The following is a 25550-nucleotide window of genomic DNA, read 5'->3' as shown; positions in this document are numbered from 1 at the left end:
CGCCCTCTCACGGGGGCGGGCAGGCCGGTCAGGGTCGTACGCCGCTGACGAACTGCGCGGTGGCGTGGAGCCCGTGGGAGATGGTGGGCGCGATGCTCGTGCTCGCGAGCAGGAACCCGAGCAGCACGCACACCACCGCGTGTGACATGCGCAGCCCCCCGCTGCGCATGAACACCACCGCCAGGATCAGAAGCAACAGGACCACCGAAATAGAAACGGCCATGGTGTACCTCCTCGGCGGAGCGGCGGGTGTTCGTCAGTGTCGCCCATCGCGGGCCCGCAGCCGGTGCGACAGCCATACTCCATTCGGGTGGACATTCGTCGATCACCCGCGAAAAACCATGACAAGCCATGAAAAGCCATGAGAAGAGCGAACGCCCCGGACGAACAGGGCGGTCCCCATCCGGCTGCCGTGTGCGGCGGCGTTCGACGGGCGTACGGCCCCGGCCGTGCCTAGGCTGACAGAATGAGCCGCACAGTCCGGGAGCGCGGTCCCGCCACGGCGCAGGGAACGACGGCACGGGAGGCCGGCCCCGAGACGGCCGGGCGGGACAGCGCCTGGCGCCGCTTCCTGCACCGGGTTCCCAACGGGTTCGCGCTCTTCTTCGGGCTGCTCGGCGTCTTCTGCGCGGTCACCTCGCTCATTCCGCCGCTGCGGCGCGCGGCCCGGCCGCTGACGGACGCGCTGGACCTGCTGACGGTCCCCACGGCCTCTAACCTGGCCTACGCCGTCTTCCTGCTGCTGCTCGCCGCCGCGACGGCCGCGCGCAAGCGGGTCACGCTCTGGTTCGTCCTCGGCTACCTGGCGCTGCTGCTGTTCACGGACGTGGTGCTGCTGGCCGTGGGCTACTGGGACACGATCCCCTCGCTGGTGCTGTGCATCGCCGCGATGGCGCTGCTGATCCTGGCCCGGCGTGAGTTCTACGCCGCCTCCCGGCGCGGTGCCTTCCTGCGGGCGCTGCTCGTCCTCGCGGCCGGCCTGGCCGTCGCCATCCTGCTGGGCTGGGCACTGGTGTCGCTCTTCCCGGGGACCTTGGAGCGCGGCGGCGGCAACCGGCTGCTGTTCGCCGCCAACAAGGTCTGCGGCGGCCTGGTGAGCGGACGGGACTTCACCGGCTACCCACCGCACTGGGTGTACTTCCTCCTCGGTCTCCTCGGCGCGCTGGCCCTGCTCAACGCCGCCATGGCGCTCTTCCGCTCGCAGCGTCTGGAGGCGGCCCTGCACGACGACGAGGAGCCGCGCATCCGCGCCCTCCTCAGCCGCTACGGAGGCCGGGACTCCCTCGGTTACTTCGCGACCCGCCGCGACAAGGCGGTCGTCTTCTCCCCCAGCGGCAAGGCGGCCGTCACCTACCGCGTCGAGGCGGGCGTCTGTCTGGCCTCCGGTGACCCGCTGGGCGACTTCGAGGCCTGGACCCCGGCCGTCGACGCCTGGCTCGAACTCGCGGGCCGCTACGGCTGGCAGCCCGCCGTGATGGGCGCCAGCGAGGACGGCGCCAAGGCGTACGCCCGCTCCGGGCTGGGCGCCCTGCAGCTCGGTGACGAAGCCATCCTCCAGGTCGCCTCGTTCGACCTGGAGGGCCGGGAGATGCGAGTGACCCGGCAGGCCGTCAACAGGGTGGAGCGAACGGGGGCGACCGTACGCGTCCGGCGCCACGCGGTGCTCTCCGACGAGGAGATGGGCGAGGTCATCCGGCGTGCCGACGCCTGGCGGGACACCGAGACCGAGCGCGGCTTCTCCATGGCCCTGGGGCGGCTGGGCGACCCCGCCGACGGCGACTGTCTGCTGGTCGAGGCGTTCGACAACGACGGCACGATGATCGCGTTGCTGTCGTTCGTGCCGTGGGGTACCGACGGGGTCTCGCTGGACGTGATGCGGCGCGACCGGGCAGCACCCAACGGTGTCATGGAGTTCATGGTCGCGCAGTTGTGCGCGCAGGCCGGGCGGTTCGGCATCAAACGCATCTCCCTCAACTTCGCCGTCTTCCGGTCGGCCTTCGAGGAGGGCGCGCGCATCGGCGCCGGGCCGGTGCTACGGCTGTGGCGCAAGCTGCTGCTGTTCTTCTCGCGGTGGTGGCAGCTGGAGGCGCTGTACCGCTCGAACGTCAAGTACAACCCCGAGTGGCATCCCCGGTTCCTGTGCTACGCCGACGCCGGGGCGCTGGCCCGGATCGGGCTGGCCGCCGGCATCGCGGAGGGCTTCGTTGCCGTGCCGAGCCTGGGCAAGCTGTGGCGCCGGGGCCGGGCCAGGGGCGCGGCACGCCCGGCCTCCACGGCGGGCCTGCCCTCGCTCTCCGAGCTCGGCTTCACCACGGCCACCGGCGCCGGTGCCGGGGCGGCCGAGGGCGACGAGCTGGCGGGGCTGCCTGAGCAGGTGCGGGTGCGGCGGCGGAAGCTGGAGCGGCTGCGTGCGGCGGGCGTCGACCCGTACCCGGCCGACGCCCGCCGCACGCACACCCTCGCTGCGGTACGGACCGTCGTCGCCGCACTGCCGCCCTCGTCCCGTACCGGAGAGCGGGTGACCGTGGCGGGCCGGGTGCTGCTGAAACGCAACCACGGCGGGGTGGCCTTCGCCGTGCTGCGCGACTGGTCCGGTGACCTCCAGCTGGCCTTCACCCGCGACGGCTCCGGCGAGGAGCTGCTGCGGCGGTTCGCCACCCACATCGACCTCGGCGACCACATCGAGGCCGAGGGCGAACCCGGCACCACCGACCACGGCGAGCCCACCGTCTTCGTGACCCGTGCCCGGATGACCGCCAAGTGCCTGCGCCCCCTGCCCGACAAGCGACGCGGGCTGAGCGACCCGGAGGCCCGGGTCCGGATGCGCTACGTGGACCTGGCGGTCTCCCCGGAGGCCCGGCGGACCGTACGGGCGCGCAGCGCCGCCGTACAGGCGCTGCGCCAGGGGCTGCTCGACCGGGGCTTCCTGGAGGTCGAGACGCCGATGCTCCAGCAGATCCACGGTGGCGCGAACGCCCGTCCCTTCACCACTCACATCAACGCCTACGACCTCGACCTGTACCTGCGGATCGCGCCCGAGCTGTATCTGAAGCGGCTGTGCGTCGGCGGCATGGAGAAGGTCTTCGAGCTGGGCCGGACGTTCCGCAACGAGGGCGTCTCGTACAAGCACAACCCCGAGTTCACGATGCTGGAGGCGTATCAGGCCTTCGCCGATTACGAGGTGATGCTGGACCTGACCCGCGAGCTGATCCAGCAGGCGGCCGTCGCCGCCCACGGCTCGGCGATCGCGGTACGGGCGGACGGTGACGGCAAGCGGGTCGAGTACGACATCTCGGGGCCGTGGCCGGTGAAGACCGTCTACGGGGCGCTGTCGGAGGCGTTGGGCCAGGAGATCGGGGCAGACACCACGGTCGCGGCACTGCGCGCGCAGTGCGACGCGGCGGGCGTGCCGCACCGGCCGGAGGACGGGCGCGGCGACATCGTCCTGGAGCTGTACGAACGGCTGGTGGAGGAGCGGACGACGCTGCCGGTGTTCTTCAAGGACTTCCCCACCGACGTCTCGCCCCTCACCCGCCCCCACCGGGCCGATCCGCGGCTCGCCGAGCGCTGGGACCTCGTGGCGTTCGGCACCGAGCTCGGCACGGCCTACTCCGAGCTGATCGACCCCGTCGAGCAGCGCCGCCGCCTGACGGCCCAGTCGTTGCTGGCGGCGGGCGGCGACCCGGAGGCGATGGAGCTGGACGAGGACTTCCTGCGGGCGCTGGAGTACGCGATGCCGCCGACAGGCGGGCTGGGAATCGGCGTGGACCGGCTGGTGATGTTTCTTACGGGGCTGTCGATCCGGGAGACGCTGCCGTTCCCCCTGGTGCGGCACCGCTGAGCAGGCAACGCGGAGTCCACGCGGGTAAGTTCTTAATTCGCCAAGCAGTGATCCAACTGGCTGCCGAGGGGGTCCAAACTGGAAGCCACCGACGGCGGCACAGAGCGGACGGAGGTGGAAAGGAGCAGTCATGATCCGGGGCCGCCTCCCTCCGTGACCGGTGCCGCAGCCGTGCTGGCCCGGGGGGTCAGGCGCGGGAGGGTGGCCTGGGCGTCGGTGGTGGGGGCGCCGTCCAGGAGGGCTATGAGGTGGTCGGCGGCGTGGCGGCCGAAGGCGGCGGTGTCGCGGGCCAGGGCGGTGAGGGCGGGATGGGTGTTGCGGCAGAGTACGGAGTCGTCCCAGGCGACGATGGAGAGTCCGGCCGGTACGGGCACGCCGCTCTCGGCGGCGACGGCCAGGCCGGCGACGGCCATCACGTCGTTGTCGTAGACGATCGCGGTGGGTGGGAGCGGGGAGGCGAGGACGCGGCGGGTGGCTTCGGCGCCTTGGGCGTCGGAGTAGTCGGTGGTCATGGAGGCGACGTCGGGCAGGCCGCGGCGGGCGGCCTCGGCGTGCAGGGAGTCGATCCGGCGCCTGGTGTGGGCGAGGCCGGGCAGGCCGGCGATGTGCACGATGCGGCGGTGGCCGAGGCCGTGCAGGTAGTCGATGATCGAGGCCATGGCCGCGGTGTCGTCGGCCCGGAGGGTGGAGATCGCGGCTCCGTACGGGACGGTGCCGGTGGCCGGCGCGCCGATGACCACGGCGGGAAGGCCCAGCTCCGCGAGGAGTGCCGGACGGGGGTCGCCGTCGCGCGGGTCCACGACGAGGAGGCCGTCCACGCGGTGCTCGGCCCACCAGCGGCGGTAGACCGCGCACTCGGCGTCCAGGTCCTCCACGACCTGGAAGAGCAGCCCCAGGCGGCGGACGGCGAGCGCTTCCTGGATCCCGGAGACGAGCTGGAGGAAGAAGGACTCGACACCGAGCGTACGGGCGGGCCGGGCCAGGACGAGCCCGACGGTGGCCGGGCCCTGTCCGGACAGGGCCCGGGCGGCGGTGCTGGGCTGCCAGCCGAGCTGGTCGGCGACGCGGCGGACCCGGTCGCGGGTGGCGGCGGAGACGCCGGGCCGGTCGTTGAGGGCGAAGGACACCGCGCTCTCGGAGACGCCCGCGCGGCGCGCGATGTCCTTCATCGTCGGGCGGCGGGCCGGCGTACGGCGCATGACCGTTCCCCTCTCACGTGCTGGAGCAGCAACACACTAAAGCGCATTAGCCGTTGGCGGGAGTATTGACGTGACTCCCGTTGCGGGTGCAGGTTTTGAGCTGCCTCCTCCCGGCCAGAATGATCGAAGGAGCTCGTCGGCCATGCCCATATCCCGGCCCAGGTCACGATCCCGATCCCGGTCCCGTAGAGCCGTCGCCACCGCCGTGCCCTTCCTCGCCGCCGTCCTGACGCTCGGCGCCTGCGGAGCAGGAGGGGACGACGCCGCTGCGTCGAGCGCGGAGGGGAAAGCCGAAGGTGACATCACCTTCCAGACATGGAATCTGCGGGCCAACTTCAAGGAGTACTTCGACGGCCTCATCCGGGACTTCGGTGAACAGCACCCCGGTGTCAAGGTCAAGTGGCTGGACCAGCCAGCCGAGCACTACGCCGAGAAACTCAGCGCCGACGCCGGGGCCGGCACTCTCCCGGACGTCGTTAATGTCTCCCCCGACCTCTCCTATCCGCTGGCCAGGGCGGGGCTGCTGATGAACCTGGACAAGGAGAAGGCCACCGTCCGGTTCAAGGACGAGTACACGCCCGAGGCCTGGCAGGGCAATGTGCTGCCCGGGCTGGGCGGTTCGTACGCCTTCCCCTGGTATCTCAACACCGGGCCGCTCTTCTACAACAAGACGCTCTTCAAGGACTCGGGCCTCGACCCCGAGAAGCCGCCGAAGAGCTATGACGAGCTGTTCGCCGTGGCCAACCGGATGGCGCGGCAGTCCGGCGGAAGGACGGCCACTCTCGCGGGTACCCCCTCCATCGAGGACTTCGGCCGTTACGGGGTACGCCTGATGAACGGCGACGCCACGAAGTTCACGTACAACGAGCCGAAGGGCGTCGAACTGCTCGGCAAGTACAAGGAGCTCTACGACAACGGCGGACTCGATCCGCAGGCGCTCACCAATACCCCGGAGAAATCGGGCCAGAAGTTTCTTGAACAGAAAGTCGCCATGAATCCGGGCAGTGCACATGATCTGGAGACGTTCAGGAAGAACGCGCCCACTCTCCACCGCAATCTGGGGATCACCGACGCGCCCAACAACACCGGCAGGCCCAATATGTATGTGATGGGTCTGGCCGTCAGCGAGCGGAGCAGGCACAAGGCGGCGGCGGTCGCCTTCGCGCACTTCGTCACGGACCGCAGGAACCAGGAGTCCTTCGCGCACAAGGTCGCCGTCTTCCCCAGTACCAAGGGATCACTGGACGACCCGTACTGGACGAAGGACGACGGCAGCGACGAGGGCCGGGTCCGGGTGGCGTCGGCGAAGATGCTCAAGGGTGCGGTCAATTACACGCCCGTGGTGATGAGCGACGAGATGAAGACCGTCCTGCGCAACGAGGTCGCCAAGGCTCTGCAGGGAAAGAAGTCGCCCCGGCAGGCGCTCGACGACGCGGCCGCGCAGAGCAACAAGCTCCTCGAACAGAGCTGACCGCGCCGTGCGCCGGCGACCCGCCTGCCCCGTCCGTACCCACCGCGCCGCCAGCCCGTGGCTCCTTCTCCTGCCGGGCCTCGCCGTCATCGCGGCCTTCAGCCTCTACCCCTTCCTCAGCACGGTGCACAAGGCGTTCACCGACGCCCGCACCCTCACTCCCGGCGAGTGGGTCGGGCTCGAGAACTTCCGCGCCATGCTGGAGGACGAGCAGTTCTGGGTCGCCCTGCGCAACAGCGGCCTGTACGTGGTGCTGGTCGTGCCGTTCACCGTGCTGCTGCCGCTGCTGCTCGCGCTGCTGGTGCACAAGCAGCTGCCCGGCGTCACGTTCTTCCGCTCCGCCTTCTACACCCCCGTCGTTGCGTCCGTCGTGGTGGTCTCCCTGATCTGGGTGTGGATGCTCGACGACCGAGGCCTGGTCAACGGCGCTCTGCACGTCCTCGGCGCGGGGCCTGTGGGCTTCCTCGGGGACGAGTGGCTGCTGCTGCTGAGCGCCATGGCGCTGACCGTGTGGAAGGGGCTCGGCTACTACATGGTCATCTATCTCGCGGCGCTCGGGAGCGTTCCTCGCGAGCTGCACGAGGCGGCCGCCGTCGACGGGGCCGGGGCCGTGCGCCGCTTCGTGAGCGTCACCGTCCCGGCGGTGCGGTCCACCATGGTGCTGGTCGGCGCGCTGTCGTCCGTGGCGGCGTTCAAGGTCTTCTCCGAGGTCTATCTCATGGCCGGGCCCACCGGCGGGCCCGCCGGGCAGGACACCACCCTCGTCATGCTCGTCCAGCGGACGGGCACCGGCCTGAGCGGCCGTGTCGGCTATGCCTCGGCCATCTCCCTGGTCGTCTTCGTCATCGCCCTGCTGCTGATGCTGATCGTCCTGCGCGCCGACCGGAAGGAGGACTCCTGATGCTGCGGACGCCGGGCTGGGAGAAGGCGCTGCGTTACGTCCTGATGCTCGCCGTTCTGGCCGTCACGGTCGGCCCGTTCCTGTGGCAGTTGTCCACCTCGCTCAAGGGCACGACCGAGGACATCTACACCTCGCCCCCGCGCTTCCTGCCCCGGCATCCGACCCTGCGCAACTACGCCGAGGTCGCCGACATCATCCCGGTGTGGGACTACGCCCTCAATTCCCTCAAGGTCGCCGTCGCCAGCGTGCTCACCAACCTCGTCGGCGCGTCCATGGCCGGGTACGCCCTGGCCCGGCTGCGCTTCCGGGGGCGAAGGGTGGCGGGGCTGGCGTTCGTGATGGCGCTGCTCGTACCGCTGGAGGCCATCGTCATCGCGCAGTTCACGATGGTCCGCGACCTCCACCTCAACAACACGCTCACCGCCGTCGTGCTGCCCGGTGCGGTCGGCGCCCTGAACGTGCTGCTCATGCGGAACGCCTTCGGCGCCGTGCCGTACGAGATCGAGGAGGCCGCCGTCATCGACGGGGCGAACGTGTGGCAACGGTTCACCCGGATCGCGCTTCCGTCGGTGCGCGGAACCCTCGCCGTCGTCGCGATCTTCGCCTTCATGGGCGCGTGGGACGACTTCCTGTGGCCGCTGATCGTGCTCTCGGACTCGGACAACTTCACCCTGACGGTAGGGCTCAACTTCCTGCACGGCACGTTCGCGCAGAACCCCCGGCTGGTCGCCGCCGGGACCGTCATCGCGGTCGCCCCGCTCATCGTGATGTTCGCCTGCCTCCAGCGGTACTTCTTCCGGGGCGTCGGCGAAGGCGCCGTCAAGGGCTGACCCCGCTTCCCCGCAAGCAACGAGGAGGACCGCGCCATGGCCGTCACCCCCCGCTTCGGCGTCAACTACACCCCCACGCGGGGGTGGTTCCACCACTGGCTCGACTTCGACCTCGACGACATCCGCGCCGACCTGGACTCCATCGCCGTCCTCGGCCTGGACCACATCCGCGTCTTCCCGCTCTGGCCCGTCTTCCAGCCCAACCGCACCCTCATCCGGCCCCGCGCCGTCGAGCAGTTGCTGCAGCTGGTGGACGCCGCCGGCGAACGCGGCCTCGACGTCAACGTCGACGGCCTTCAGGGCCATCTGTCCAGCTTCGACTTCATCCCCTCCTGGACCACCACCTGGCACCGGCGGAACATCTTCACCGACCCGGATGTCGTCGATGCGCAGGCGCACTACCTCCGTGTGCTCGCCGCGGCTCTCGCAGAACGGCCGAACTTCCTCGGCATGACCGTCGGCAACGAGATCAACCAGTTCTCCGGCGGCCCGCACCCCGACCCCGACCGGATCGGTCACGGCCAGGCCGGCCGGTGGCTGCGGCGGATGCTCGACGCCTGCGAGAAGGGCGCGCCGGGCCGGACGCACCTGCACGCCTCGTACGACGCCGCCTGGTACGACGGTACGCATCCCTTCACCCCCGCCCACTCGGCGCGGCTCGGAGCGATGACCGCCGTGCACTCGTGGGTCTTCAACGGCACCGCACAGCGGCACGGCCACGACGGGCCGGCCACCGGGCTGCACGCCGCGTATCTCATCGAGCTGTCCAAGGCCTGGGCCGAGGACCCGGCCCGGCCGGTCTGGCTCCAGGAAGTCGGCGCCCCCGCCCCGCATATTCCGCCCGGGCACGCCGCCGCGTTCACCGAGGCCACCGTCACCGGTGCGCTGGACTGCCCGGACGTGTGGGGCGTCACCTGGTGGTGCTCCCATGACGTCGACCGTGAGCTCGCGGACTTCCCGGAGCTGGAGTACGGGCTCGGCCTGTTCACCAACGACCGGCGGATCAAACCTGCGGGAGAGGTGATTTCACGGCTTGTACGGGAGTGGCGCGAGGAGAGGGCGCACGCGGCACCTGCGGCGCGCCGGACTGCGTTGGCGCTGGACGTGGGCGACCCGGAGAGTGCGCCTCGGCGCGAGGTGTGTGCGCCGGGCGGGGCCTTCTTCGAGGCGTGGATGCGGGTCGCCGCCGGCGGGGGGCGGCCGGCGGTGGTGCTGGCTGAGTGGGCCGGGGATGCGGGGCATCTGATGGCGCGGGGGATTGCGGAGGTGCTGACCGTGGACCAGGTGCCTTGACCGGTGGTTTTTCTCCCCAGCCCCGCCCGTCCCGTAACCGGGGCTCTGCCCCGGGCCCCTGTCCTCAAACGCCGGACGGGCTTGTGTTGCCCGGACGGGCTGGATGCCCGCCTCTCCGAAGGAGCCTTGATGAGCCGGAGACACCCCGCACGTTCCACCGGCGTGACGCGCCGCGCGCTCCTCGCCACCGCCGGCGCCGGCATCGCGGCGGTTGCCTTGCCCGCCCCCGCCCGGGCCGCCCCCGGCACCGACCTCCAGCCGTACGCCTCCTACTGGTACCCCGGCAGCCTCCCCTCCGGCTCCCCCGGTCCCGGCATCCGGTGGCGCAGCCTCAGCGCGTGGCGGCCGCAGGACGACGTCGACCTGCCCTTCAACAAGGCGACCGTGCCGCTCGCCCCGCGCTTTACGCCACCCCCGCCCAACGGCACCGCGCGCGCCGGACAGGCGCGGGTATCCGCGCTCGCGGCCTTCGCCCCGACCTCCGCGAACCCCTCGCAGGGCTCGGCCACCGCCGACTTCTACGCGCTCACGCACTGGGCCTACCTCGACGAGCTCGTCTTCTGGGGCGGCTCCTCGGGCGAGGGGCTGATCCTCGCACCGAACGCGCCCGTCGTGGACGCCGCGCACCGCAACGGCGTGCCGGTCCTGGGCACGGTCTTCCTGCCGCCCGCCGCCTACGGCGGGCAGTTGCGCTGGACACGGGATCTGGTGCGGCGTGACGCGGAGGGCGGCTTCCCGGTCGCCGATCAGCTGATCCGGGTGGCTCGTGCGTACGGGTTCGACGGCTGGTTCCTCAACGCCGAGACCGGTGGCGGGGACGCACGGCTGGGCGCGGACATGCGGGACTTCGTCGGCCACCTGCGGGCGCGCGGCAAGGGGCTGCGGGTGACCTGGTACGACGCCATGGCGATCTCCGGCGATATCTCCTGGCAGAACGAGCTCAACGAGCGCAACGCGCCGTTCTTCCGCTCGGCCGACACCATGTTCCTCAATTTCAACTGGAGCCGCCCCGGCCTGGCCTCCTCGGGCGAGCTCGCGAGGGGCCTGGGGCGGAGCCCGTACGACCTGTGGGCCGGCATCGATGTGGAGGCGAACGGCTGGGACACCCGGGTCGACTGGGACGCGCTCGTACCGGCCGGCCGCCCACACCTCACCTCGTTCGGTTTCTACCGGCCCGAGTGGACGTGGAAGTCCCTCCCGGCGGGCGGCCGCGGCCCCGCCGCCTTCCACGCACGGGACGACCGTTTCTGGTCGGGGCCGTCCCTCGACCCGGCCCGCCCCGGGACCGGGCCGTGGCGCGCGCCCGCCGCGGTCATCGCGGACCGCTCCACGCTCACCGCGCTGCCCTTCGCCACCTCCTTCAACACCGGCCACGGGCTCGGCTGGTACGAGCGGGGACGGCGCACCGCCGGCACCGCCTGGAACCATCTGGGCCTGCAGGACCGGCTGCCCGGCCGCCGCTGGGTGATCCATACGGCGGGTGCCCGGCCGGCCGTCGGCTTCGACTTCGACGACGCGTGGCACGGCGGAAGCAGCCTCCTCGTGGACGGCACGATCGCCGGGCCGGCGACGATCGAGCTGTACGCGGCCGGGCTGCCGCTGTCGAGGGCGACGGTGGTGGACCTGGCCCACCGCACCGACCCCGGTTCGGCGGGCGTCCGAGTGGAACTGGTGGTCGCCCTGGAGGAGCGGCCGTACCGCTTCTCGTATCTTCCGGCGGGCACCCTCCGCGCCGGGGGCCACGGCTGGACCACGGCCACGCTGCGCGTCGGGGCGCTGCTGCGCGGCCGTACCGGGCGGTCGATCCGCGCCCTCGGCATCCGGCTGACCGCGCCGGACGGCGGCCCCGTCCGCTGGCGGCTGGGCCGGCTGGCGGTCCGCGACGCAGCCCCGCCCGCGCCCGGACGGCCGGGGCCCCTCACCGTCACCGCGGAACGGCCCGGCCCCGCCGGCACGGCCGCGCTGCGGCTCGCCTGGGGCGCCGCTTCCGGGACCGTGCGCCACTACGAGCTGCGCCAGGCGCTGCCCGGCGGTGGTTCCCGCTTTCTGGGCGGCACGTGCGGGCATGCCTACTACGTCCCGGCGCTGCGTCGTACGGCCGACGAGGCGGCCACGCGGATCGAAGTGCGCGCCGTGGACGAGCTGTACGCCGCCTCACGCCCCGCTTCCGTCACGTACCGCTGGTCCGCCGGCAGGTCCTCTGCGTAAGGAAACCGACGTATGCACTACGACCGCACGATCACCGAAGCCCGCCTGAAGCGGGTGCTGGACGAGCGCATCCGCCCGGCCGTGTATCCGGAGTCGGTGCCGCTGGACGTCTCCGTGTGGCACGCTCCCGGCGAACCCGTGCCCGTCGCGGAAGGGCTCGCCGCCGAGCGCACGCCCATCGCCGTGGGCACAAAGTGGGGCCCGGCCTGGGGCACCAGCTGGTTCACGGTCTCGGGGACCGTGCCCGGGGCGTGGGCCGGCCGCAGCGTCGAGGCCCTGCTGGACCTGGGCTTCGACGAGAACATGCCGGGGTTCCAGTGCGAGGGGCTGGTCTACCGGCCGGACGGCTCTCCGGTGAAGGGGCTCAACCCGCGCAACCAGTGGGTGCGCGTCGGGGAGAAGGTGACCGGCGGCGAACAGGTGCTGCTGCACATCGAGGCCTCCTCCAACCCCGTGATCCTCGACTACCACCCCTTCCTGCCGACCGAGCTCGGCGATCGCGAGACGGCGGACGACTCGCCGCGCTACCGGCTGGCCCGGATGGACCTGGCCGTCTTCGACCGGACGGTGTGGGAGCTCGTCCAGGACCTGGACGTGCTGGGCCAGCTGATGACCGAGCTGTCGGCCGGCTCACCGCGCCGCTGGCAGATCCTGCGGGCCGTCGAACGGGCACTGGACGCGGTGGACCTGCAGGACGTCGGCGGCACGGCGCAGCGGGCACGCGGGGAGCTCGCGGGCGTACTGTCCGCGCCGGCGCACGCCTCGGCGCACCGGATCAGCGCGGTCGGGCACGCGCACATCGACTCGGCGTGGCTGTGGCCGCTGCGCGAGACGGTCCGCAAGGTGGCGCGTACGACGTCCAGCATGACCGCTCTGCTGGAGGACGATCCGTACTTCGTCTATGCCATGTCGCAGGCGCAGCAGTTCGCGTGGATCAAGGAGCACCGGCCCGAGGTGTACGCGCGGGTGAAGAAGGCGGTCGCCGAGGGCCGTTTCGTTCCCGTGGGCGGCATGTGGGTGGAGTCCGATACGAACATGCCGGGCTCGGAGGCGCTCGCCCGGCAGTTCGTGCACGGGAAGCGGTTCTTCCTGGAGGAGTTCGGGATCGAGACGGAGGAGGTCTGGCTGCCGGACAGCTTCGGCTACTCCGCCGCGCTGCCGCAGCTGGTGAAGCTGGCGGGCGCGAAGTGGTTCCTGACACAGAAGATCTCGTGGAGCCGGACGAACAAGTTCCCGCACCACACCTTCTGGTGGGAGGGGCTGGACGGCACCCGGGTCTTCACGCACTTCCCGCCGATCGACACCTACAACTCCCAGCTCTCGGGCCAGGAGGTCGCCCACGCGGTCCGCAACTTCCAGGAGAAGGGCGGTGCCACGCGCTCGCTCGCACCGACCGGGTGGGGCGACGGCGGCGGGGGCACGACGCGCGAGATGCTGGCGCGGGCGAGGCGGCTGGCGGACCTGGAGGGGTCGGCGAAGGTCGTCTTCGAGAAGCCGTCGGCGTTCTTCGAGAAGGCGCACGCGGAGTACGCGCACGCGCCGGTCTGGGCGGGTGAGCTGTACCTGGAGCTGCACCGGGCGACGCTGACCAGCCAGGCACGCACCAAGCAGGGCAACCGGCGCTCAGAGCACCTGCTGCGCGAGGCGGAGCTGTGGGCGGCCACGGCGGCGGTACGGGCCGGGGCTCCCTATCCGTACGAACGGCTGGACCGGCTGTGGAAGACGGTGCTGCTGCACCAGTTCCACGACATCCTGCCCGGTACGTCGATCGCGTGGGTGCACCGGGAGGCGGCGCGGACGTACGCGGAGGTGGCTGCCGAGCTGGAGTCGGTCATCGGGGACGCGCTGACCGCACTCGCCGGTGACGGTTCGTCCGGGGGGACGGTCGTCTTCAACGCGGCGCCGCACGGGCGCGGCGGCGCCGAGGCGCACGGCGCGCGTCTCGCCGGCGCGCTCCGGCCGGCGCCGGCCACGACGCGGCGGCGCGCGGGCGGCGGGTTCGTGCTGGACAACGGACTGCTGCGGGTGGAGGTCGACGGCCGCGGGCTGGTGGTCTCGGTGTACGACCCGGAAGCGGGCCGGGAAACCCTGGCGCCGGGCTCGGCGGCCAATCTGCTGCAGCTGCACCAGGACTTCCCGAACATGTGGGACGCGTGGGACGTCGACCACTTCTACCGCAACACCGTCACCGATCTGACGGACGTCGAGGTGCTGGAGCCGACGGACGACGGTTCGGTGCGGGTGGTGCGCTGCTTCGGGGCGTCGCGGGTCGAGCAGCGGATCTCCCTCCCAGCGGGGGTACGCCGGGTCGACGTCGCGACCGAGGTCGACTGGCACGAGACGGAGAAGTTCCTCAAGGCCGCGTTCGCCCTCGACGTCCACACGGACCGGGTGGCGGCCGAGACCCAGTTCGGGCACCTCTACCGGCCCACCCACACCAACACCAGCTGGGATGCCGCCAAGTTCGAGGCGTGCGCACACCGGTTCGTGCATCTGGCGGAGCCGGGCTGGGGCGTGGCGCTGGTCAACGACTCCACGTACGGCTACGACGTGACGCGGGCGGGACGGCCGGGCGGCTCGGGGACCACGACGACCGTTCGGCTCTCCTTGCTGCGGGCCCCGCGCTTCCCCGACCCGCGCACGGACCAGGGGGTGCACCGCTTCCGCTACGCGCTGGTGCCGGGTGCCTCCGTGGGGGACGCGGTGCGGGAGGGGTACCGGATCAATCTTCCGGAGCGACGGGTGCCGGGCTCCACGGGGGTGGAGCCGCTGGTGTCCGTCGATGACGACGCGGTCGTCGTCTCGGCGGTGAAGCTGGCGGATGACGGAAGCGGGGATGTCGTCGTCCGGCTGTACGAGTCGCTGGGCGGGCGGGCGCGGGTGCGTCTCGCGGCGGGGTTCGGCGTGGTGTCGGCCGGTGTGTGCGACCTGCTGGAGCGTCCCTTGGGGGCGGCCGAGGTGGCGGACAATGGCGTCCCGCTGGCGTTCCGGCCGTTCGAGATCGTGACGCTGCGGCTGAAACGCGCCTGAGGCCGGGCTCCCGTAACCGGGGGCTCCGCCCCCGGGCCCCCGGGCCCCCGGTCCTCAAACGCCGGACGGGCTGCAATTCCACTAGGCGCCGACGGCCCTCATCAGCATCGGGAACGAAGCCACCAGCTCACGCTCCCAGTACGGCCACGTATGCACGCCCTCATGGGCGCACACCGTGGCCGGGATGTGGAGTTCGGCGAGCCGGGTGCGCAGTTGCTGGTTCATGCCGTGGACGGCGCGTTCGATCACGTCCAGGCCGCGGGCGGGCGGGTTGACGCAGCGTGCCGGGGAGGGGGGCGGGTCACCCCACTTCCAGGCCGTGCCGCTGTCGGTGCCATTGCCGTAGGAGAGGTAGAGGGGGGTGCGGGAGAGCGCGGCGGCCTGGTGCAGGGGGCTGTTGCGTTGCCACAGCCGCTGTTGGCGCAGGTCGCCGGGGTCGGTGGTGTCGAAGGGGTAGCCGGGCTCGCCCCACAGCCGCTTCCAGTCGGTCAGGCACGTGGCGCCGCCGGCCTTGACCGCGTCGGGGCCGTTGAACCCGCCGTCCGGCGACTTGTAGAGGGGGTTGACGGCGCCGCTGTAGGAGGCTGCGGCGCGGAACATGCCCGGGTGTGCGGCGGTGAATTTGAGTGCGCCCTGGCCGCCCATGGACAGCCCGGCGACGGCCCGGCTCGTTCCGGCGCGGTAGCCACCCTCCAGCAGGGGCCGCACCTCGTTCAGCAGGTAGCTCTCCCAGGCGGGGGCGCCGCCCTTGCCGTGGTTCCACCAGTCGCTGTAGCCGCTGCAGGCGCTGGTCTCCGGCATGACGACGATGACGTCGCGGTCGGCGGCGAGCTCCTCGATGTGGGTGTTGTCTGTCCAGTCCTTGTGGTTGCCGTTGCTGCCGTGCAGCAGCCACAGCACCGGCCAGGTGCGGGTGGCGGTCTTGGACCAGTGCTTCGGCAGCAGCAGTCGCACCCACTTCACGGGTGCGCCCGTGGCAGGTGAGGAGACGGCGAGGTCGAGCATGCGGTCGCCGACCGGGACCTCCCAGGCCACATGCGCCGGGTTCACGGTCTTCCGGGCCGTGGCCGTCACTGTGGCCGTCACCGTGGCTTTGGCCGTGGCTTTGGCCGTGGCCGTGCCCGCTGTCTGTGCCCCCAGCAGCGGCAGCAGGAGAGCGAGCACCAGCACCGCCGCCCGTCTCACCCGCACCCACGCCACGCCCGTGTGTCGTACCCGTCGGCAAGCCAAGTGCATCAACTGACTCTCCCTCAAGGTGGTGATGCACGTCATACTAGGGTGGCGGGTGTGACAACGTACGTAGCGCTGCTGCGCGGCATCAACGTGGGCGGCAAGAAGCGCGTCCCCATGCAGACCCTCCGGGAACTTCTGGCCGGCATGGGCTGTGCGGCCGTCCGTACCCACCTCAACAGCGGGAATGCGGTGTTCACGCATCCTGACGCCGGTGCGGAGGCGCTGGCCGCCGGGCTGGAACAGGCAATCGAGCAGGAACTCGGGCTGTCGGTGACCTGCCTTGTCCGTGAATCGAGTGACATCCGGCGTGTCGTTGACGCCAACCCGTTCGCCGGGCGCGAGGTCGATCCCGCGCGGTTCCTGGTGACCTTCTTCGCGGCGCCCGTCGACCCGTCCGCCGTCGCCGGCCTGGACTCCGCCGTGTACGCGCCGGAGGAGTTCGTGCTGGGCGATCGCGAGCTGTACCTGTACTGCGCGGCGGGCATCCGGGAGTCGAAGCTGACGAAGATCCTGTCGGAGCGGCGTCTGGGGGCGGTGGGCACCGCACGCAACTGGAACACCGTCACCAGGCTCGCCGAGCTGGCGGGCGCTGAGCGGCCCGGCGCGCCGGCGGCCGCGCAGGTGGAAACCGGCTCCGCTTAGCATTCGAACATGAAGCTGCGTTTCCCCCGGCCGCGCGGGCGGCGGCTGTTCGCCGCCACGGCCGCCGTCGCCGTGCTCGCCGGTGCCGGCACCTGGACCGTGGCCTCGGCCACCGGCGGCGATCCACCCGTGCACCGCGAGGACCGGCTGCTCGGCACGCCGGAGGCACCGGGCGGCACGGACACCGTCCGCATCGACACATCGTTCTTCACCTCCGGCGGTGCACAGCGCAGGCCGGCCGTTCTGCTCGCGCACGGTTTCGGCGGCAGCAAGGAGGATCTGCGCGGGCAGGCCGAGGAGCTGGCCCGCTCCGGCTACGCGGTGCTGACCTGGTCCGCACGCGGCTTCGGGCGCTCCAGCGGGCGGATCGCGCTCAACGACCCGGAGCGCGAGGTCGCCGATGTGAGCCGTCTGATCGACTGGCTCGCCCGGCGCCCCGAGGTCCGGCTGGACGCGGCCGGGGACCCCAGGGTCGGCATCGCGGGCGGCTCCTACGGAGGTGCCGTCGCACTCCTGGCCGCCGGGCACGACAAGCGGGTCGACGCCATCGCGCCGCAGATCACCTACTGGAACCTCGGCGATTCGCTCTTCCCCGGCGACGTCTTCAAGAAATTGTGGGCCGGGATCTTCTTCACCACCGGCTCCACCTCGACGGGCATCGACGGCAAGGCCGACGCCCGCCCCGCCGGCTCCGGCTCCGGCTGCGGCCGGTTCGAGAAGAGCCTGTGCGAGATGTACGAGCGCGTGGCGGTGGCCGGCAGGCCGGACGCGGCGGCGCGGGAGCTGCTGGAGCGCCGCAGCCCCTCCGCCGTGGCGGACCGCATCAAGGTCCCCACCCTGCTCCTTCAGGGACAGAACGACTCGCTCTTCCCCCTCGACCAGGCCGACGCGGCCGCCGACGCCATCCGGCGCAACGGGGCGCCCGTCGCCGTCGACTGGATCGCCGGTGGCCACGACAGCGGCACCGCGAGCGAGAAGGACCGCATCGAGCGGCGCACGCGCGCGTGGTTCGACCGTTACCTGGCGGACGACGAGCACACGGGCACCGGCCCCGCGTTCCGCGTCAGCCGCACCGGGGGCATCGACACGACCGACGGCAGGGCACGGATGCGTGCCGCGACCGGCTCCCGCTATCCAGGGCTGCGCAACGAAGTCCGTACGGTGCCGCTCACCGGTGGCGAGCAGTCGTTCGGCAACCCCGCCGGCGCGACGCCGCCGGCCATCTCGGCCGTGCCGGGCATCGGCGCCGTCTCCCAGTTGTCGGGCCTCGGCCTCGGCGTGTCCCTCGACTTCCCCGGCCAGTACGCCCGTTTCGACTCCGACAGGCTCACCGAGGGTGTACGTGTCACCGGCTCGCCGACCGCGAAGGTGAAGGTCGCCTCGGACTCCGGTGAGGCCGTCCTCTTCGCCAAGGTCTATGACGTCGGACCGGGCGGGCAGCAGCTGCTGCCCGGGCAGCTCGTGGCTCCGGTGCGCGTGGGCGACGCCAAGGACGGCAGGACCGTCGAGGTGCGGCTGCCGGCCATCGACCACACCTTCGAGACCGGGCACCGGATGCGGCTGGTGCTCGCCGCCACCGACCTGGGCTACGCCTCGCCGGCACAGCCCGCCACGTACACCGTCTCTCTGGCGGGGGGACCGGACGGCGGCGGCTTGAGCGTGCCGACCGCGCCCGGCGTACGGACCGGTTCGGCCGGGCTGCCGTGGTGGACGTGGGGGCTGCCGGCCGGGGCCGTGGTCGTGGCGGCGGCCGTGCTGCTGACCGGGCGGCGACGCAGCACCGTGCCCGCGCCCGATCCGGCGACGGCCGACGTGCCGTTGCAGATCAGCGGCCTGAGCAAGCGGTACGCCAAGTCGTCCGACCGGTACGCCGTGCGGGAGTTGACGTTCCGCGTCGAACGCGGCCAGGTGCTGGGCCTGCTGGGACCCAACGGCGCCGGCAAGACCACGACGCTGCGCATGCTCATGGGCCTCATCCGCCCGGACGCGGGCGAGATCCAGGTCTTCGGGAACGCGATCCGGCCGGGGGCGCCGGTGCTGTCGAGGGTCGGCGCGTTCGTGGAGGGGGCGGGCTTCCTCCCGCACCTGTCCGGGCGGGCCAACCTCGGCCTGTACTGGCGGGCGACCGGCCGCCCGGCCCAGGACGCGCATCTGGAGGAGGCCCTGGAGATCGCCGGGCTGGGTTCCGCGCTGGACCGGGCCGTGCGCACGTACTCTCAGGGCATGCGGCAGCGCCTGGCGATCGCACAGGCCATGCTGGGGCTGCCGGACCTGCTGATCCTGGACGAGCCCACCAATGGTCTGGACCCGCCGCAGATCCGCGAGATGCGCGAGGTCATGATCCGTTACGCGGCGGGCGGCCGTACCGTCATCGTCTCCAGCCATCTCCTCGCCGAGGTCGAGCAGTCCTGCACGCACCTGGTGGTGATGGACCGCGGGCGGCTGGTGAGCGCCGGGCCGGTGGCGGAGATCGTGGGCTCCGGGGACACGCTGCTCGTGGGCGTCGAGGGCCGGCTGTCGGAGGTGACGGTGGACAAGGTGGCCGCCCTGCCCGGGGTGGCCTCGGCCGTACGGACCGACGAGGGGCTGCTGGTGCGGCTCGGTGGCGCGAGCGCGCCGGAACTGCTGGTGGAACTGGTCCGGCTGGAGGTACCGGTGGCGAGCGTGGGCCCGCACCGGCGGCTGGAGGACGCGTTCCTGACCCTGATCGGAGGTTCGGCATGAGCACGGTGCAGGCGTCCGCGCCCGGTTACCGCGCACGGCACACCCTGCCGCTGCGGGTGGAGGCGGCACGGCAGCTGCGGCGGCGCCGCACGCTCGTGATGGGGGCGGTGCTGGCCGTCCTGCCGTTCGTGCTGATCGCGGCCTTCGCGATCGGCGGGGACCCCGAGGGGCGCAACGGGCGGGTGACGCTGATGGACACCGCCACCGCTTCGGGGGTGAACTTCGCGGCCACTGCGCTCTTCGTCTCGGCGGGGTTCCTGCTGGTGGTGCCGGTGGCGCTGTTCTGCGGTGACGCGGTGGCCTCCGAGGCGAGCTGGTCGTCCCTGCGCTATCTGCTGGCGGCGCCCGTGCCGCGGTCCCGGCTGCTGATGAGCAAGCTGGCGGTGGCGCTGGGCTTCAGCGCCGCGGCGATGGTGCTGCTGCCCCTGGTGGCGCTGGCCGCGGGGACGGCGGCCTACGGCTGGGGCCCGCTGCGGATCCCCACGGGCGGCTCGCTGGGCGCGGGAACGGCCACGGGGCGGCTGGCGGTCGTCGTCGCCTTCGTGTTCGTGAGCCAGCTGGTGACGGCCGCGCTGGCGTTCTGGCTGTCCACGGTCACGGACGCGCCGCTGGGGGCGGTCGGGGGCGCCATGGGCCTCACCATCGTCGGCAACGTCCTGGACGCGGTGACGGCGCTGGGGCACTGGCGTGACCTGCTGCCCGCGCACTGGCAGTACGCGTGGGCGGACGCGCTGCAACCGCATGCGGAGTGGGGCGGCATGATCAAGGGGACGGCGGTCTCGGTGGCGTATGCGGTGGTGCTGTTCGCTCTGGCGTTCCGGCACTTCCGGGGCAAGGACGTGGTGTCCTGACGGTGCGCGTACCGGGGGGCTTCCCCCTCCCCGCCCCTTCCCGTAACCGGTGGCTCCGTCCCCGGACCCCCGGTCCTCAAACGCCGGACGGGCTCACTGTGGCCCCGTCCCGTACACCGGCCTCGGCATCCGCATGCTCAGCAGGAGGTCACGCACCGCCTGTCCCGCCTCGGCCACGGTCCAGCGGTCACCCTTGTCGGCCGTAGGGCCCGGATGCCAGCCCTCCATCACCGTGATGCGACCGGCTTCCGCCTCGAACACCTGGCCGGTGACCCCGGTGGCGGCCTCGGACGCGAGCCATACGACCAGCGGGGAGACGTTGGCCGGGGCCATGCCGTCGAAGCCGCCTTCCGCCGGCGTGGCCATCGCCGCTCCGAAGGGCCCCTCCGTCATCCGGGTGCGGGCGGCAGGGGCGATGGCGTTGACCTGGACGCCGTAGCGGTCCAGTTCGGCGGCCGCGACGAGGGTCAGGGCCACGATCCCGGCCTTGGCGGCGGCGTAGTTGCCCTGTCCGACGCTGCCCAGCAGGCCGGCTCCGGAAGTGGTGTTGATGACGCGTGCGACGGGCGGGCGGCCCGCCTTGGCTTCGGTGCGCCAGTGCGCGGCCGCGTGCCGCAGGGGCAGGAAGTGGCCTTTGAGGTGGACGCGTATAACGGCGTCCCAGTCGTCCTCGTCGAGGTTGACGAGCATCCGGTCGCGCAGGAACCCGGCGTTGTTGACGAGGGCGTCGAGGCGGCCGTAGGCCCGCAGGGCGGTGGCGACGAGGGAGGCCGCGCCGTCGGTCGTGGCGACATCGCCGTGGTGTGCGACGGCCTCGCCGCCGCGGGCGCGGATCTCGTCGGCCACCTGCCGGGCCGGGTCGGCCGAGGCGCCCTCGCCGCCGGGTCCCGTGCCCAGGTCGTTGACGACGACGCGTGCGCCTTCCGCGGCGAGTGCCAGTGCGTGGGCACGGCCGAGGCCGCGGCCGGCGCCGGTGACGACGGCCACGCGGCCGGCGGAGATTCCGGTCATTTTCAGGGCTCCTCGTCTGTGCGGTGGTTGACGTCGGCGGCGGCGAGGAACGCGGGGCGCTCACCGCCGCCGTGGACGAGCAGGCTCGCCCCGGTGATGTAGGCCGCACGGTCGGAGGCGAGGTAGACGGCGGCCTCCCCCACCTCGTCGGGTTCGGCCAGGCGGCCCGCCGGCACCGTGCGGGCCACGGCCTCGATGCCGGCTTCGCCGCCGTAGTGCAGGTGGGCCGACGCGGTGCGCACCATGCCGAGGACGAGGGTGTTGACGCGGACGGCCGGGGCCCACTCCACGGCCATGGTGCGGGCGAGGTTCTCCACTGCGGCCTTGGCCGCGCCGTAGGCGGCGGTGCCGGGTGAGGGGCGGGTGCCGCTGACGCTGCCGATCATCACGATGGAGCCGCCGGACGGCTGGGCTCGCATCAGGCGGTGGGCGGCGAGGGAGGTGGTGAGCGGTGCGAGGAGGTTGAGTTCGAGCACGCGGGCGTGGCGGGCGGCCGTCGCCTCGTGGAGCAGCCGGAAGGGCGTGCCGCCGGCGTTGTTGACGAGGGTGTCGACGCGGCCGTACTCCTGCGCGATGCGGTCGAAGAGCCCGTCGGCGGCGGCCGGTTCCCGCAGGTCGGCGGGGAGGAAGCGGGCGGTTGCGCCCTCCCCGGTGACCGGCTCGCCGGGGGGACGGCGGGCGCAGACGATCACCTGTGCGCCCGCGCGCAGAAAGGCCCGGGCGATGCCGGCGCCGACACCGCGCGTCCCCCCGGTGACGACGGCGACACGGCCTTCCAGGCCGGGAGTTCCGCTCATTTCGCGCCTCCCGAGGCGAGCAGTCCGCTGCTACCTTCAGCAATACCTAACAAACGTTTGGTGGAAAGGTAGCTGATGGGCGTCTCCACCGCATACCCCGGACCGGGCCTCGCCGTCGTCACCGTGGACTTCCCGCCCGTCAACGCCCTGCCTGTGCAGGGCTGGTACGGCCTGGCGGCGGCCTTGCGGGAGGCGGGCGCCGACCCCGCGGTCCGCTGTGTCGTGCTCACCGCCACCGGGCGGGGCTTCAACGCCGGCGTCGACATCAAGGAGCTGCAGCGCACACCCGGCCACCAGGCCCTCCTCGGCGCCAACCACGGCTGCGCCGAGGCGTTCTGCGCCGTCTACGAGTGCGCGGTCCCGGTCGTCGCCGCCGTGCACGGCTTCTGCCTCGGCGGCGGCATCGGGCTGGTGGGCAACGCCGACGCCGTCATCGCCTCCGACGACGCCGTCTTCGGCCTTCCCGAGCTGGACCGGGGCGCGCTCGGCGCCGCCACCCACCTCGCCCGGCTCGTGCCGCAGCATCTGATGCGCACCCTCTACTACACCTCCCGCACCGTCACCGCGCAGGAGCTGCACCGGCACGGTTCCGTGTGGCGTGTCGTACCGCGCGCCGAACTCATGGAGGCGGCCCTGGGGCTGGCGCGGGAGATCGCGGCCAAGGACGGCTCCCTGCTGCGGCTGGCCAAGGCCGCGCTCAACGGCATCGACCCCGTGGACGTACGCCGCAGCTACCGCTACGAGCAGGGCTTCACCTTCGAGGCGAGCCTGAGCGGCGTCGCCGACCGCCACCGCGACGCTTTCGTGGCCGAGGAGCGGCCGTGACGGCCGACAAGACGATGACCGCCGACGAGGCCGTCGGGCGGCTGGCGAGCGGCATGACCATAGGCATCGGCGGCTGGGGCTCGCGCCGCAAGCCGATGGCGCTCGTGCGGGCCGTCCTGCGCTCCGGACTGACCGACCTGACCGTGGTGTCCTACGGTGGCCCCGACGTCGGCCTGCTGGCGGCCGCCGGGAGGATACGCAAGCTCGTCGCCGCCTTCGCCACCCTCGACTCGATCCCCCTGGAGCCGCACTTCCGCGCGGCCCGTGAGCGCGGTGACCTGGAGCTGATGGAGCTGGACGAGGCGATGTTCATGTGGGGGCTGACGGCCGCCGCGCACCGGCTGCCGTTCCTGCCGGTGCGGGCCGGGCTGGGCTCGGACGTGATGAGGGTCAACCCGGGCCTGCGCACCGTCGCCTCCCCGTACGGGGACGGCGAGGAGCTGGTCGCCGTGCCCGCACTCACGCTCGACGCGGCCCTGGTCCACCTCAACCGCGCCGACCGCCGCGGCAACGCCCAGTACCTGGGCCCGGACCCGTACTTCGACGACCTGTTCTGCGAGGCCGCGCGGGAGGCGTACGTCTCCTGCGAACAGATCGTCGAACCCGTTGAGTTCGCCTCGGCCGGCGGCCCGCAGACGCTGCTGGTGCAGCGGCACTGCGTCACGGGGGTCGTCGAGGCACCGGGCGGCGCGCACTTCACCTCCTGCGCACCGGACTACGAGCGGGACGAGGCGTTCCAGGCGGCGTACGCGCGGGCCGCCGCCGATCCGGTGGCCTGGCGGGAGTTCACGGAGCGCTTCCTGTCCGGGGACGAGGACGACTACCGGGCCGCGGTCGCGGCCTGTGCCGGGGAGGGGGCGTGAGCGGCGTGGCGAGGGCGAGCAGGGCCGAGACGTGCGTCGTGGCGTGCGCGGAGGCCTGGCGCGGTGACGGCGAGGTCCTGGCGAGCGCGATGGGGGTGGTGCCCACGATCGGCGCGCGGCTCGCACGGCTGACCTTCGCGCCGGATCTGCTGCTGACGGACGGCGAGGCGACGCTGATGGCGGACGTGCCATCCCTGGGGTCGAAAGGGGAGGTGGCCGAGGGCTGGCTGCCCTACCGCCGCCACCTCGCGCTGGTCACCGGCGGCAGGCGGCACGTCATGATGGGCGCGAGCCAGCTCGACCGGCACGGCAACCAGAACATCAGCTGCATCGGCGACTGGGAGCGCCCCGCCCGTCAGCTGCTGGGCGTGCGCGGCGCACCCGTGAACACCCTCAACAACCCCACCAGTTACTGGATCCCCCGGCACTCGCCCCGGGTCCTGGTCGAGCGCGTCGACATGGTCAGCGGCGTCGGCTACGACCGGGCGGCCGCCGCCGGGCCGTCCGCGACGCGCTTCCACCGCATCCGCCGCGTGGTCACCGACCTCGCCGTGCTGGACTTCGAGACCCCGGACCGTACGATGCGCCTGCGGTCCCTGCACCCCGGCGTCACCGCCGAGGAGGTGCGGGAGGCCACCGGCTTCCCCCTCGTCGTGCCGGCGACCGTCCCGTTCACCCGCACCCCCACGGACGCCGAGCTGCGCCTGATCCGTGAGGTCATCGACCCGGCCGGCCTGCGCGAGGGCGAGGTGCGCGCATGAGGACGGCGCTGACGGACCTGGTGGGCGTCCGCCACCCCCTCGTACAGACCGGGATGGGCTGGGTCGCGGGCCCCCGCCTGGTGACCGCCACCGCCGAGGCGGGGGCACTGGGCATCCTGGGCTCCGCCACCATGACCCCGCCCCAACTGCGCGCCGCCATAAGGGAGGTGAAGTCCCGCACGGACCGGCCCTTCGGGGTCAATCTGCGCGCCGACGCCGGGGATGCCGCCGAGCGCGTGGGCATCATGGCCGAGGAGGGCGTACGGGTCGCCTCGTTCGCCCTGGCCCCGTCGCGCGAATTGATCACCCGTCTCAAGGACGCCGGTGTCGTGGTCATCCCGTCCGTCGGCGCCCGGCGGCACGCCGAGAAGGTCGCGGCGTGGGGCGCGGACGCGGTGATCGTGCAGGGGGCCGAGGGCGGGGGCCACACGGGGCGGGTCGCGACCTCGGTGCTGCTGCCCCAAGTGGTCGACGCGGCCGGGATTCCGGTCGTCGCGGCGGGCGGCTTCCACGACGGCCGGGGCCTGGTCGCCGCCCTCGCCTACGGCGCGGCGGGCGTCGCCATGGGCACGCGCTTCCTGCTCACCTCCGACAGCACCGTCCCGGCGGCGGTCAAGGCCGCCTACCTCGCCGCGTCCGTGCAGGACGTCACCGTCACCGATCGCGTCGACGGCCTCCCCCACCGCATGCTGCGCACGCCCTTCGTCACCGGCCTCGAGGGCGCGGGCCGGGCCGGCACGCTCGTACGCGCCGTGCGGCACGCGGCGTCCTTCCGGAAGCTGTCGGGCCTGAGCTGGCCGCACCTGGTGCGGGACGGGCTCGCCATGCGGCACGGCAAGGACCTCACCTGGGGTCAGGTGCTGCTGGCCGCGAACACGCCGATGCTGCTGAAGGCCGCCATGGTCGACGGCCGCACGGACGCGGGTGTGATGGCCGCGGGCCAGGTGGCGGGGGTCATCGAGGACCTGCCGTCGTGTGCGGAACTGGTCGGCCGGGTCATGGCGGAGGCGCAGGAGACGCTGCGAGGCTTGAGCGCTCACCAGTGGAACGCGTAGAGGGAGGTTCCCGCC

19 protein-coding genes are annotated in these 25550 nt (G+C 72.4%); 14 read left to right on the top strand and 5 right to left on the bottom strand.

All coding sequences use genetic code 11. The features are described from left to right. Positions 1 to 28: 28 nt before the first annotated feature. Positions 29 to 223: a hypothetical protein gene (locus tag AB0F13_RS16985; RefSeq protein ID WP_362081996.1), complete on the bottom strand. Its 195-nt coding sequence runs from the start codon at positions 221 to 223 to the stop codon at positions 29 to 31. A 243-nt stretch (positions 224 to 466) separates the two neighbouring features. Between AB0F13_RS16985 and lysX the strand changes: the two genes are divergently transcribed. Beyond that, positions 467 to 3841, top strand: coding sequence for a bifunctional lysylphosphatidylglycerol synthetase/lysine--tRNA ligase LysX (lysX, locus tag AB0F13_RS16980; RefSeq protein WP_362081993.1), 3375 nt, complete (start codon positions 467 to 469; stop codon positions 3839 to 3841). A gap of 128 nt (positions 3842 to 3969) precedes the next feature. On the opposite strand, the gene AB0F13_RS16975 is transcribed toward lysX, so the two are convergent. Then, positions 3970 to 5040, bottom strand: a complete 1071-nt coding sequence (locus tag AB0F13_RS16975) for a LacI family DNA-binding transcriptional regulator (RefSeq protein ID WP_362081990.1) — start codon at positions 5038 to 5040, stop codon at positions 3970 to 3972. A gap of 142 nt (positions 5041 to 5182) precedes the next feature. Between AB0F13_RS16975 and AB0F13_RS16970 the strand changes: the two genes are divergently transcribed. The 6 genes from AB0F13_RS16970 (at position 5183) to AB0F13_RS16945 (ending at position 14773) form a co-directional block, all read left to right on the top strand. Continuing rightward, positions 5183 to 6511 carry an extracellular solute-binding protein gene (locus AB0F13_RS16970; RefSeq protein WP_362081987.1) on the top strand — a complete coding sequence of 443 codons (1329 nt, stop codon included), beginning with the start codon at positions 5183 to 5185 and terminating at the stop codon, positions 6509 to 6511. Between the two features lie 7 nt (positions 6512 to 6518). Continuing rightward, on the top strand, positions 6519 to 7412 hold the full coding sequence (locus AB0F13_RS16965) for a sugar ABC transporter permease (protein WP_362081984.1): 894 nt from the start codon (positions 6519 to 6521) through the stop codon (positions 7410 to 7412). Then, positions 7412 to 8242 (top strand): carbohydrate ABC transporter permease, encoded by an 831-nt coding sequence (locus AB0F13_RS16960; protein WP_362081981.1) that lies wholly within the window; start codon positions 7412 to 7414, stop codon positions 8240 to 8242. Before AB0F13_RS16965 ends, AB0F13_RS16960 begins: the two co-directional genes overlap by 1 nt. Positions 8243 to 8278: 36 nt before the next feature. Then, on the top strand, positions 8279 to 9535 hold the full coding sequence (locus AB0F13_RS16955; protein WP_362081978.1) for a glycosyl hydrolase: 1257 nt from the start codon (positions 8279 to 8281) through the stop codon (positions 9533 to 9535). A 129-nt stretch (positions 9536 to 9664) separates the two neighbouring features. After that, on the top strand, positions 9665 to 11743 hold the full coding sequence (locus tag AB0F13_RS16950) for an endo-beta-N-acetylglucosaminidase (protein ID WP_362081975.1): 2079 nt from the start codon (positions 9665 to 9667) through the stop codon (positions 11741 to 11743). A 12-nt stretch (positions 11744 to 11755) separates the two neighbouring features. Further along, positions 11756 to 14773: a glycoside hydrolase family 38 C-terminal domain-containing protein gene (locus tag AB0F13_RS16945; protein WP_362081972.1), complete on the top strand. Its 3018-nt coding sequence runs from the start codon at positions 11756 to 11758 to the stop codon at positions 14771 to 14773. Positions 14774 to 14854: 81 nt separating this feature from the next. On the opposite strand, the gene AB0F13_RS16940 is transcribed toward AB0F13_RS16945, so the two are convergent. Next, positions 14855 to 15973: an alpha/beta hydrolase family protein gene (locus tag AB0F13_RS16940; protein ID WP_362081969.1), complete on the bottom strand. Its 1119-nt coding sequence runs from the start codon at positions 15971 to 15973 to the stop codon at positions 14855 to 14857. An 87-nt stretch (positions 15974 to 16060) separates the two neighbouring features. On the opposite strand from AB0F13_RS16940, the gene AB0F13_RS16935 reads away from it, so the two are divergent. The 3 genes from AB0F13_RS16935 to AB0F13_RS16925 are packed head-to-tail and all read left to right on the top strand — an operon-like array spanning position 16061 to position 20223. Continuing rightward, entirely contained in the window at positions 16061 to 16648 is a 588-nt protein-coding gene (locus tag AB0F13_RS16935; RefSeq protein ID WP_362081967.1) for a DUF1697 domain-containing protein, read from the top strand. Positions 16649 to 16657: 9 nt separating this feature from the next. After that, positions 16658 to 19372 (top strand): alpha/beta fold hydrolase, encoded by a 2715-nt coding sequence (locus tag AB0F13_RS16930; RefSeq protein ID WP_362081964.1) that lies wholly within the window; start codon positions 16658 to 16660, stop codon positions 19370 to 19372. Beyond that, complete coding sequence (locus AB0F13_RS16925; protein WP_362081961.1) at positions 19369 to 20223, top strand: ABC transporter permease; 855 nt, start codon at positions 19369 to 19371, stop codon at positions 20221 to 20223. The genes AB0F13_RS16930 and AB0F13_RS16925 overlap by 4 nt, the downstream gene beginning before the upstream one ends. A gap of 93 nt (positions 20224 to 20316) precedes the next feature. Here AB0F13_RS16925 and AB0F13_RS16920 read toward each other — a convergent pair whose 3' ends face one another. Beyond that, a complete protein-coding gene (locus AB0F13_RS16920) occupies positions 20317 to 21234 on the bottom strand; it encodes an SDR family oxidoreductase (RefSeq protein WP_362081958.1) in 918 nt (305 codons plus the stop codon). 2 nt (positions 21235 to 21236) lie between these two features. Then, positions 21237 to 22031 carry an SDR family oxidoreductase gene (locus tag AB0F13_RS16915; RefSeq protein WP_362081955.1) on the bottom strand — a complete coding sequence of 265 codons (795 nt, stop codon included), beginning with the start codon at positions 22029 to 22031 and terminating at the stop codon, positions 21237 to 21239. A gap of 75 nt (positions 22032 to 22106) precedes the next feature. Here AB0F13_RS16915 and AB0F13_RS16910 point away from each other — a divergent pair, with 75 nt between their 5' ends. Genes AB0F13_RS16910 through AB0F13_RS16895 form a run of 4 tightly spaced genes read left to right on the top strand, consistent with a single transcriptional unit; the run spans position 22107 to position 25535 of the window. Then, the gene (locus AB0F13_RS16910) at positions 22107 to 22856 is read left to right on the top strand and encodes an enoyl-CoA hydratase family protein (RefSeq protein ID WP_362081952.1); all 750 of its coding nucleotides are present in this window, start codon (positions 22107 to 22109) and stop codon (positions 22854 to 22856) included. 14 nt (positions 22857 to 22870) lie between these two features. Next, positions 22871 to 23719: a CoA-transferase gene (locus tag AB0F13_RS16905; protein WP_362082110.1), complete on the top strand. Its 849-nt coding sequence runs from the start codon at positions 22871 to 22873 to the stop codon at positions 23717 to 23719. Between the two features lie 5 nt (positions 23720 to 23724). Then, positions 23725 to 24480, top strand: coding sequence for a CoA-transferase (locus tag AB0F13_RS16900; RefSeq protein WP_362082107.1), 756 nt, complete (start codon positions 23725 to 23727; stop codon positions 24478 to 24480). Continuing rightward, positions 24477 to 25535 (top strand): nitronate monooxygenase, encoded by a 1059-nt coding sequence (locus AB0F13_RS16895; RefSeq protein WP_362081949.1) that lies wholly within the window; start codon positions 24477 to 24479, stop codon positions 25533 to 25535. Before AB0F13_RS16900 ends, AB0F13_RS16895 begins: the two co-directional genes overlap by 4 nt. The last annotated feature ends 15 nt before the right edge of the window (positions 25536 to 25550 follow it).

Source organism: Streptomyces sp. NPDC026206 (genome assembly GCF_040638465.1).
GTDB lineage: Bacteria > Actinomycetota > Actinomycetes > Streptomycetales > Streptomycetaceae > Streptomyces.
The sequence above is the reverse complement of the archived record's forward strand: the minus strand, read 5'-3'. Positions and strand labels throughout refer to the sequence as shown.

Bases quoted from the DNA above. Each gene is read 5' to 3' on its own strand.
- AB0F13_RS16920 (WP_362081958.1), bottom strand. From the start codon at position 21,234: ATGACCGGAATCTCCGCCGGCCGCGTGGCCGTCGTCACCGGCGCCGGC.
- AB0F13_RS16945 (WP_362081972.1), top strand. From the start codon at position 11,756: ATGCACTACGACCGCACGATCACCGAAGCCCGCCTGAAGCGGGTGCTG.
- AB0F13_RS16970 (WP_362081987.1), top strand. From the start codon at position 5,183: ATGCCCATATCCCGGCCCAGGTCACGATCCCGATCCCGGTCCCGTAGA.
- AB0F13_RS16950 (WP_362081975.1), top strand. From the start codon at position 9,665: ATGAGCCGGAGACACCCCGCACGTTCCACCGGCGTGACGCGCCGCGCG.
- AB0F13_RS16930 (WP_362081964.1), top strand. From the start codon at position 16,658: ATGAAGCTGCGTTTCCCCCGGCCGCGCGGGCGGCGGCTGTTCGCCGCC.
- AB0F13_RS16925 (WP_362081961.1), top strand. From the start codon at position 19,369: ATGAGCACGGTGCAGGCGTCCGCGCCCGGTTACCGCGCACGGCACACC.
- lysX (WP_362081993.1), top strand. From the start codon at position 467: ATGAGCCGCACAGTCCGGGAGCGCGGTCCCGCCACGGCGCAGGGAACG.
- AB0F13_RS16955 (WP_362081978.1), top strand. From the start codon at position 8,279: ATGGCCGTCACCCCCCGCTTCGGCGTCAACTACACCCCCACGCGGGGG.
- AB0F13_RS16910 (WP_362081952.1), top strand. From the start codon at position 22,107: ATGGGCGTCTCCACCGCATACCCCGGACCGGGCCTCGCCGTCGTCACC.
- AB0F13_RS16960 (WP_362081981.1), top strand. From the start codon at position 7,412: ATGCTGCGGACGCCGGGCTGGGAGAAGGCGCTGCGTTACGTCCTGATG.
- AB0F13_RS16915 (WP_362081955.1), bottom strand. From the start codon at position 22,031: ATGAGCGGAACTCCCGGCCTGGAAGGCCGTGTCGCCGTCGTCACCGGG.
- AB0F13_RS16975 (WP_362081990.1), bottom strand. From the start codon at position 5,040: ATGCGCCGTACGCCGGCCCGCCGCCCGACGATGAAGGACATCGCGCGC.
- AB0F13_RS16895 (WP_362081949.1), top strand. From the start codon at position 24,477: ATGAGGACGGCGCTGACGGACCTGGTGGGCGTCCGCCACCCCCTCGTA.
- AB0F13_RS16985 (WP_362081996.1), bottom strand. From the start codon at position 223: ATGGCCGTTTCTATTTCGGTGGTCCTGTTGCTTCTGATCCTGGCGGTG.
- AB0F13_RS16905 (WP_362082110.1), top strand. From the start codon at position 22,871: ATGACCGCCGACGAGGCCGTCGGGCGGCTGGCGAGCGGCATGACCATA.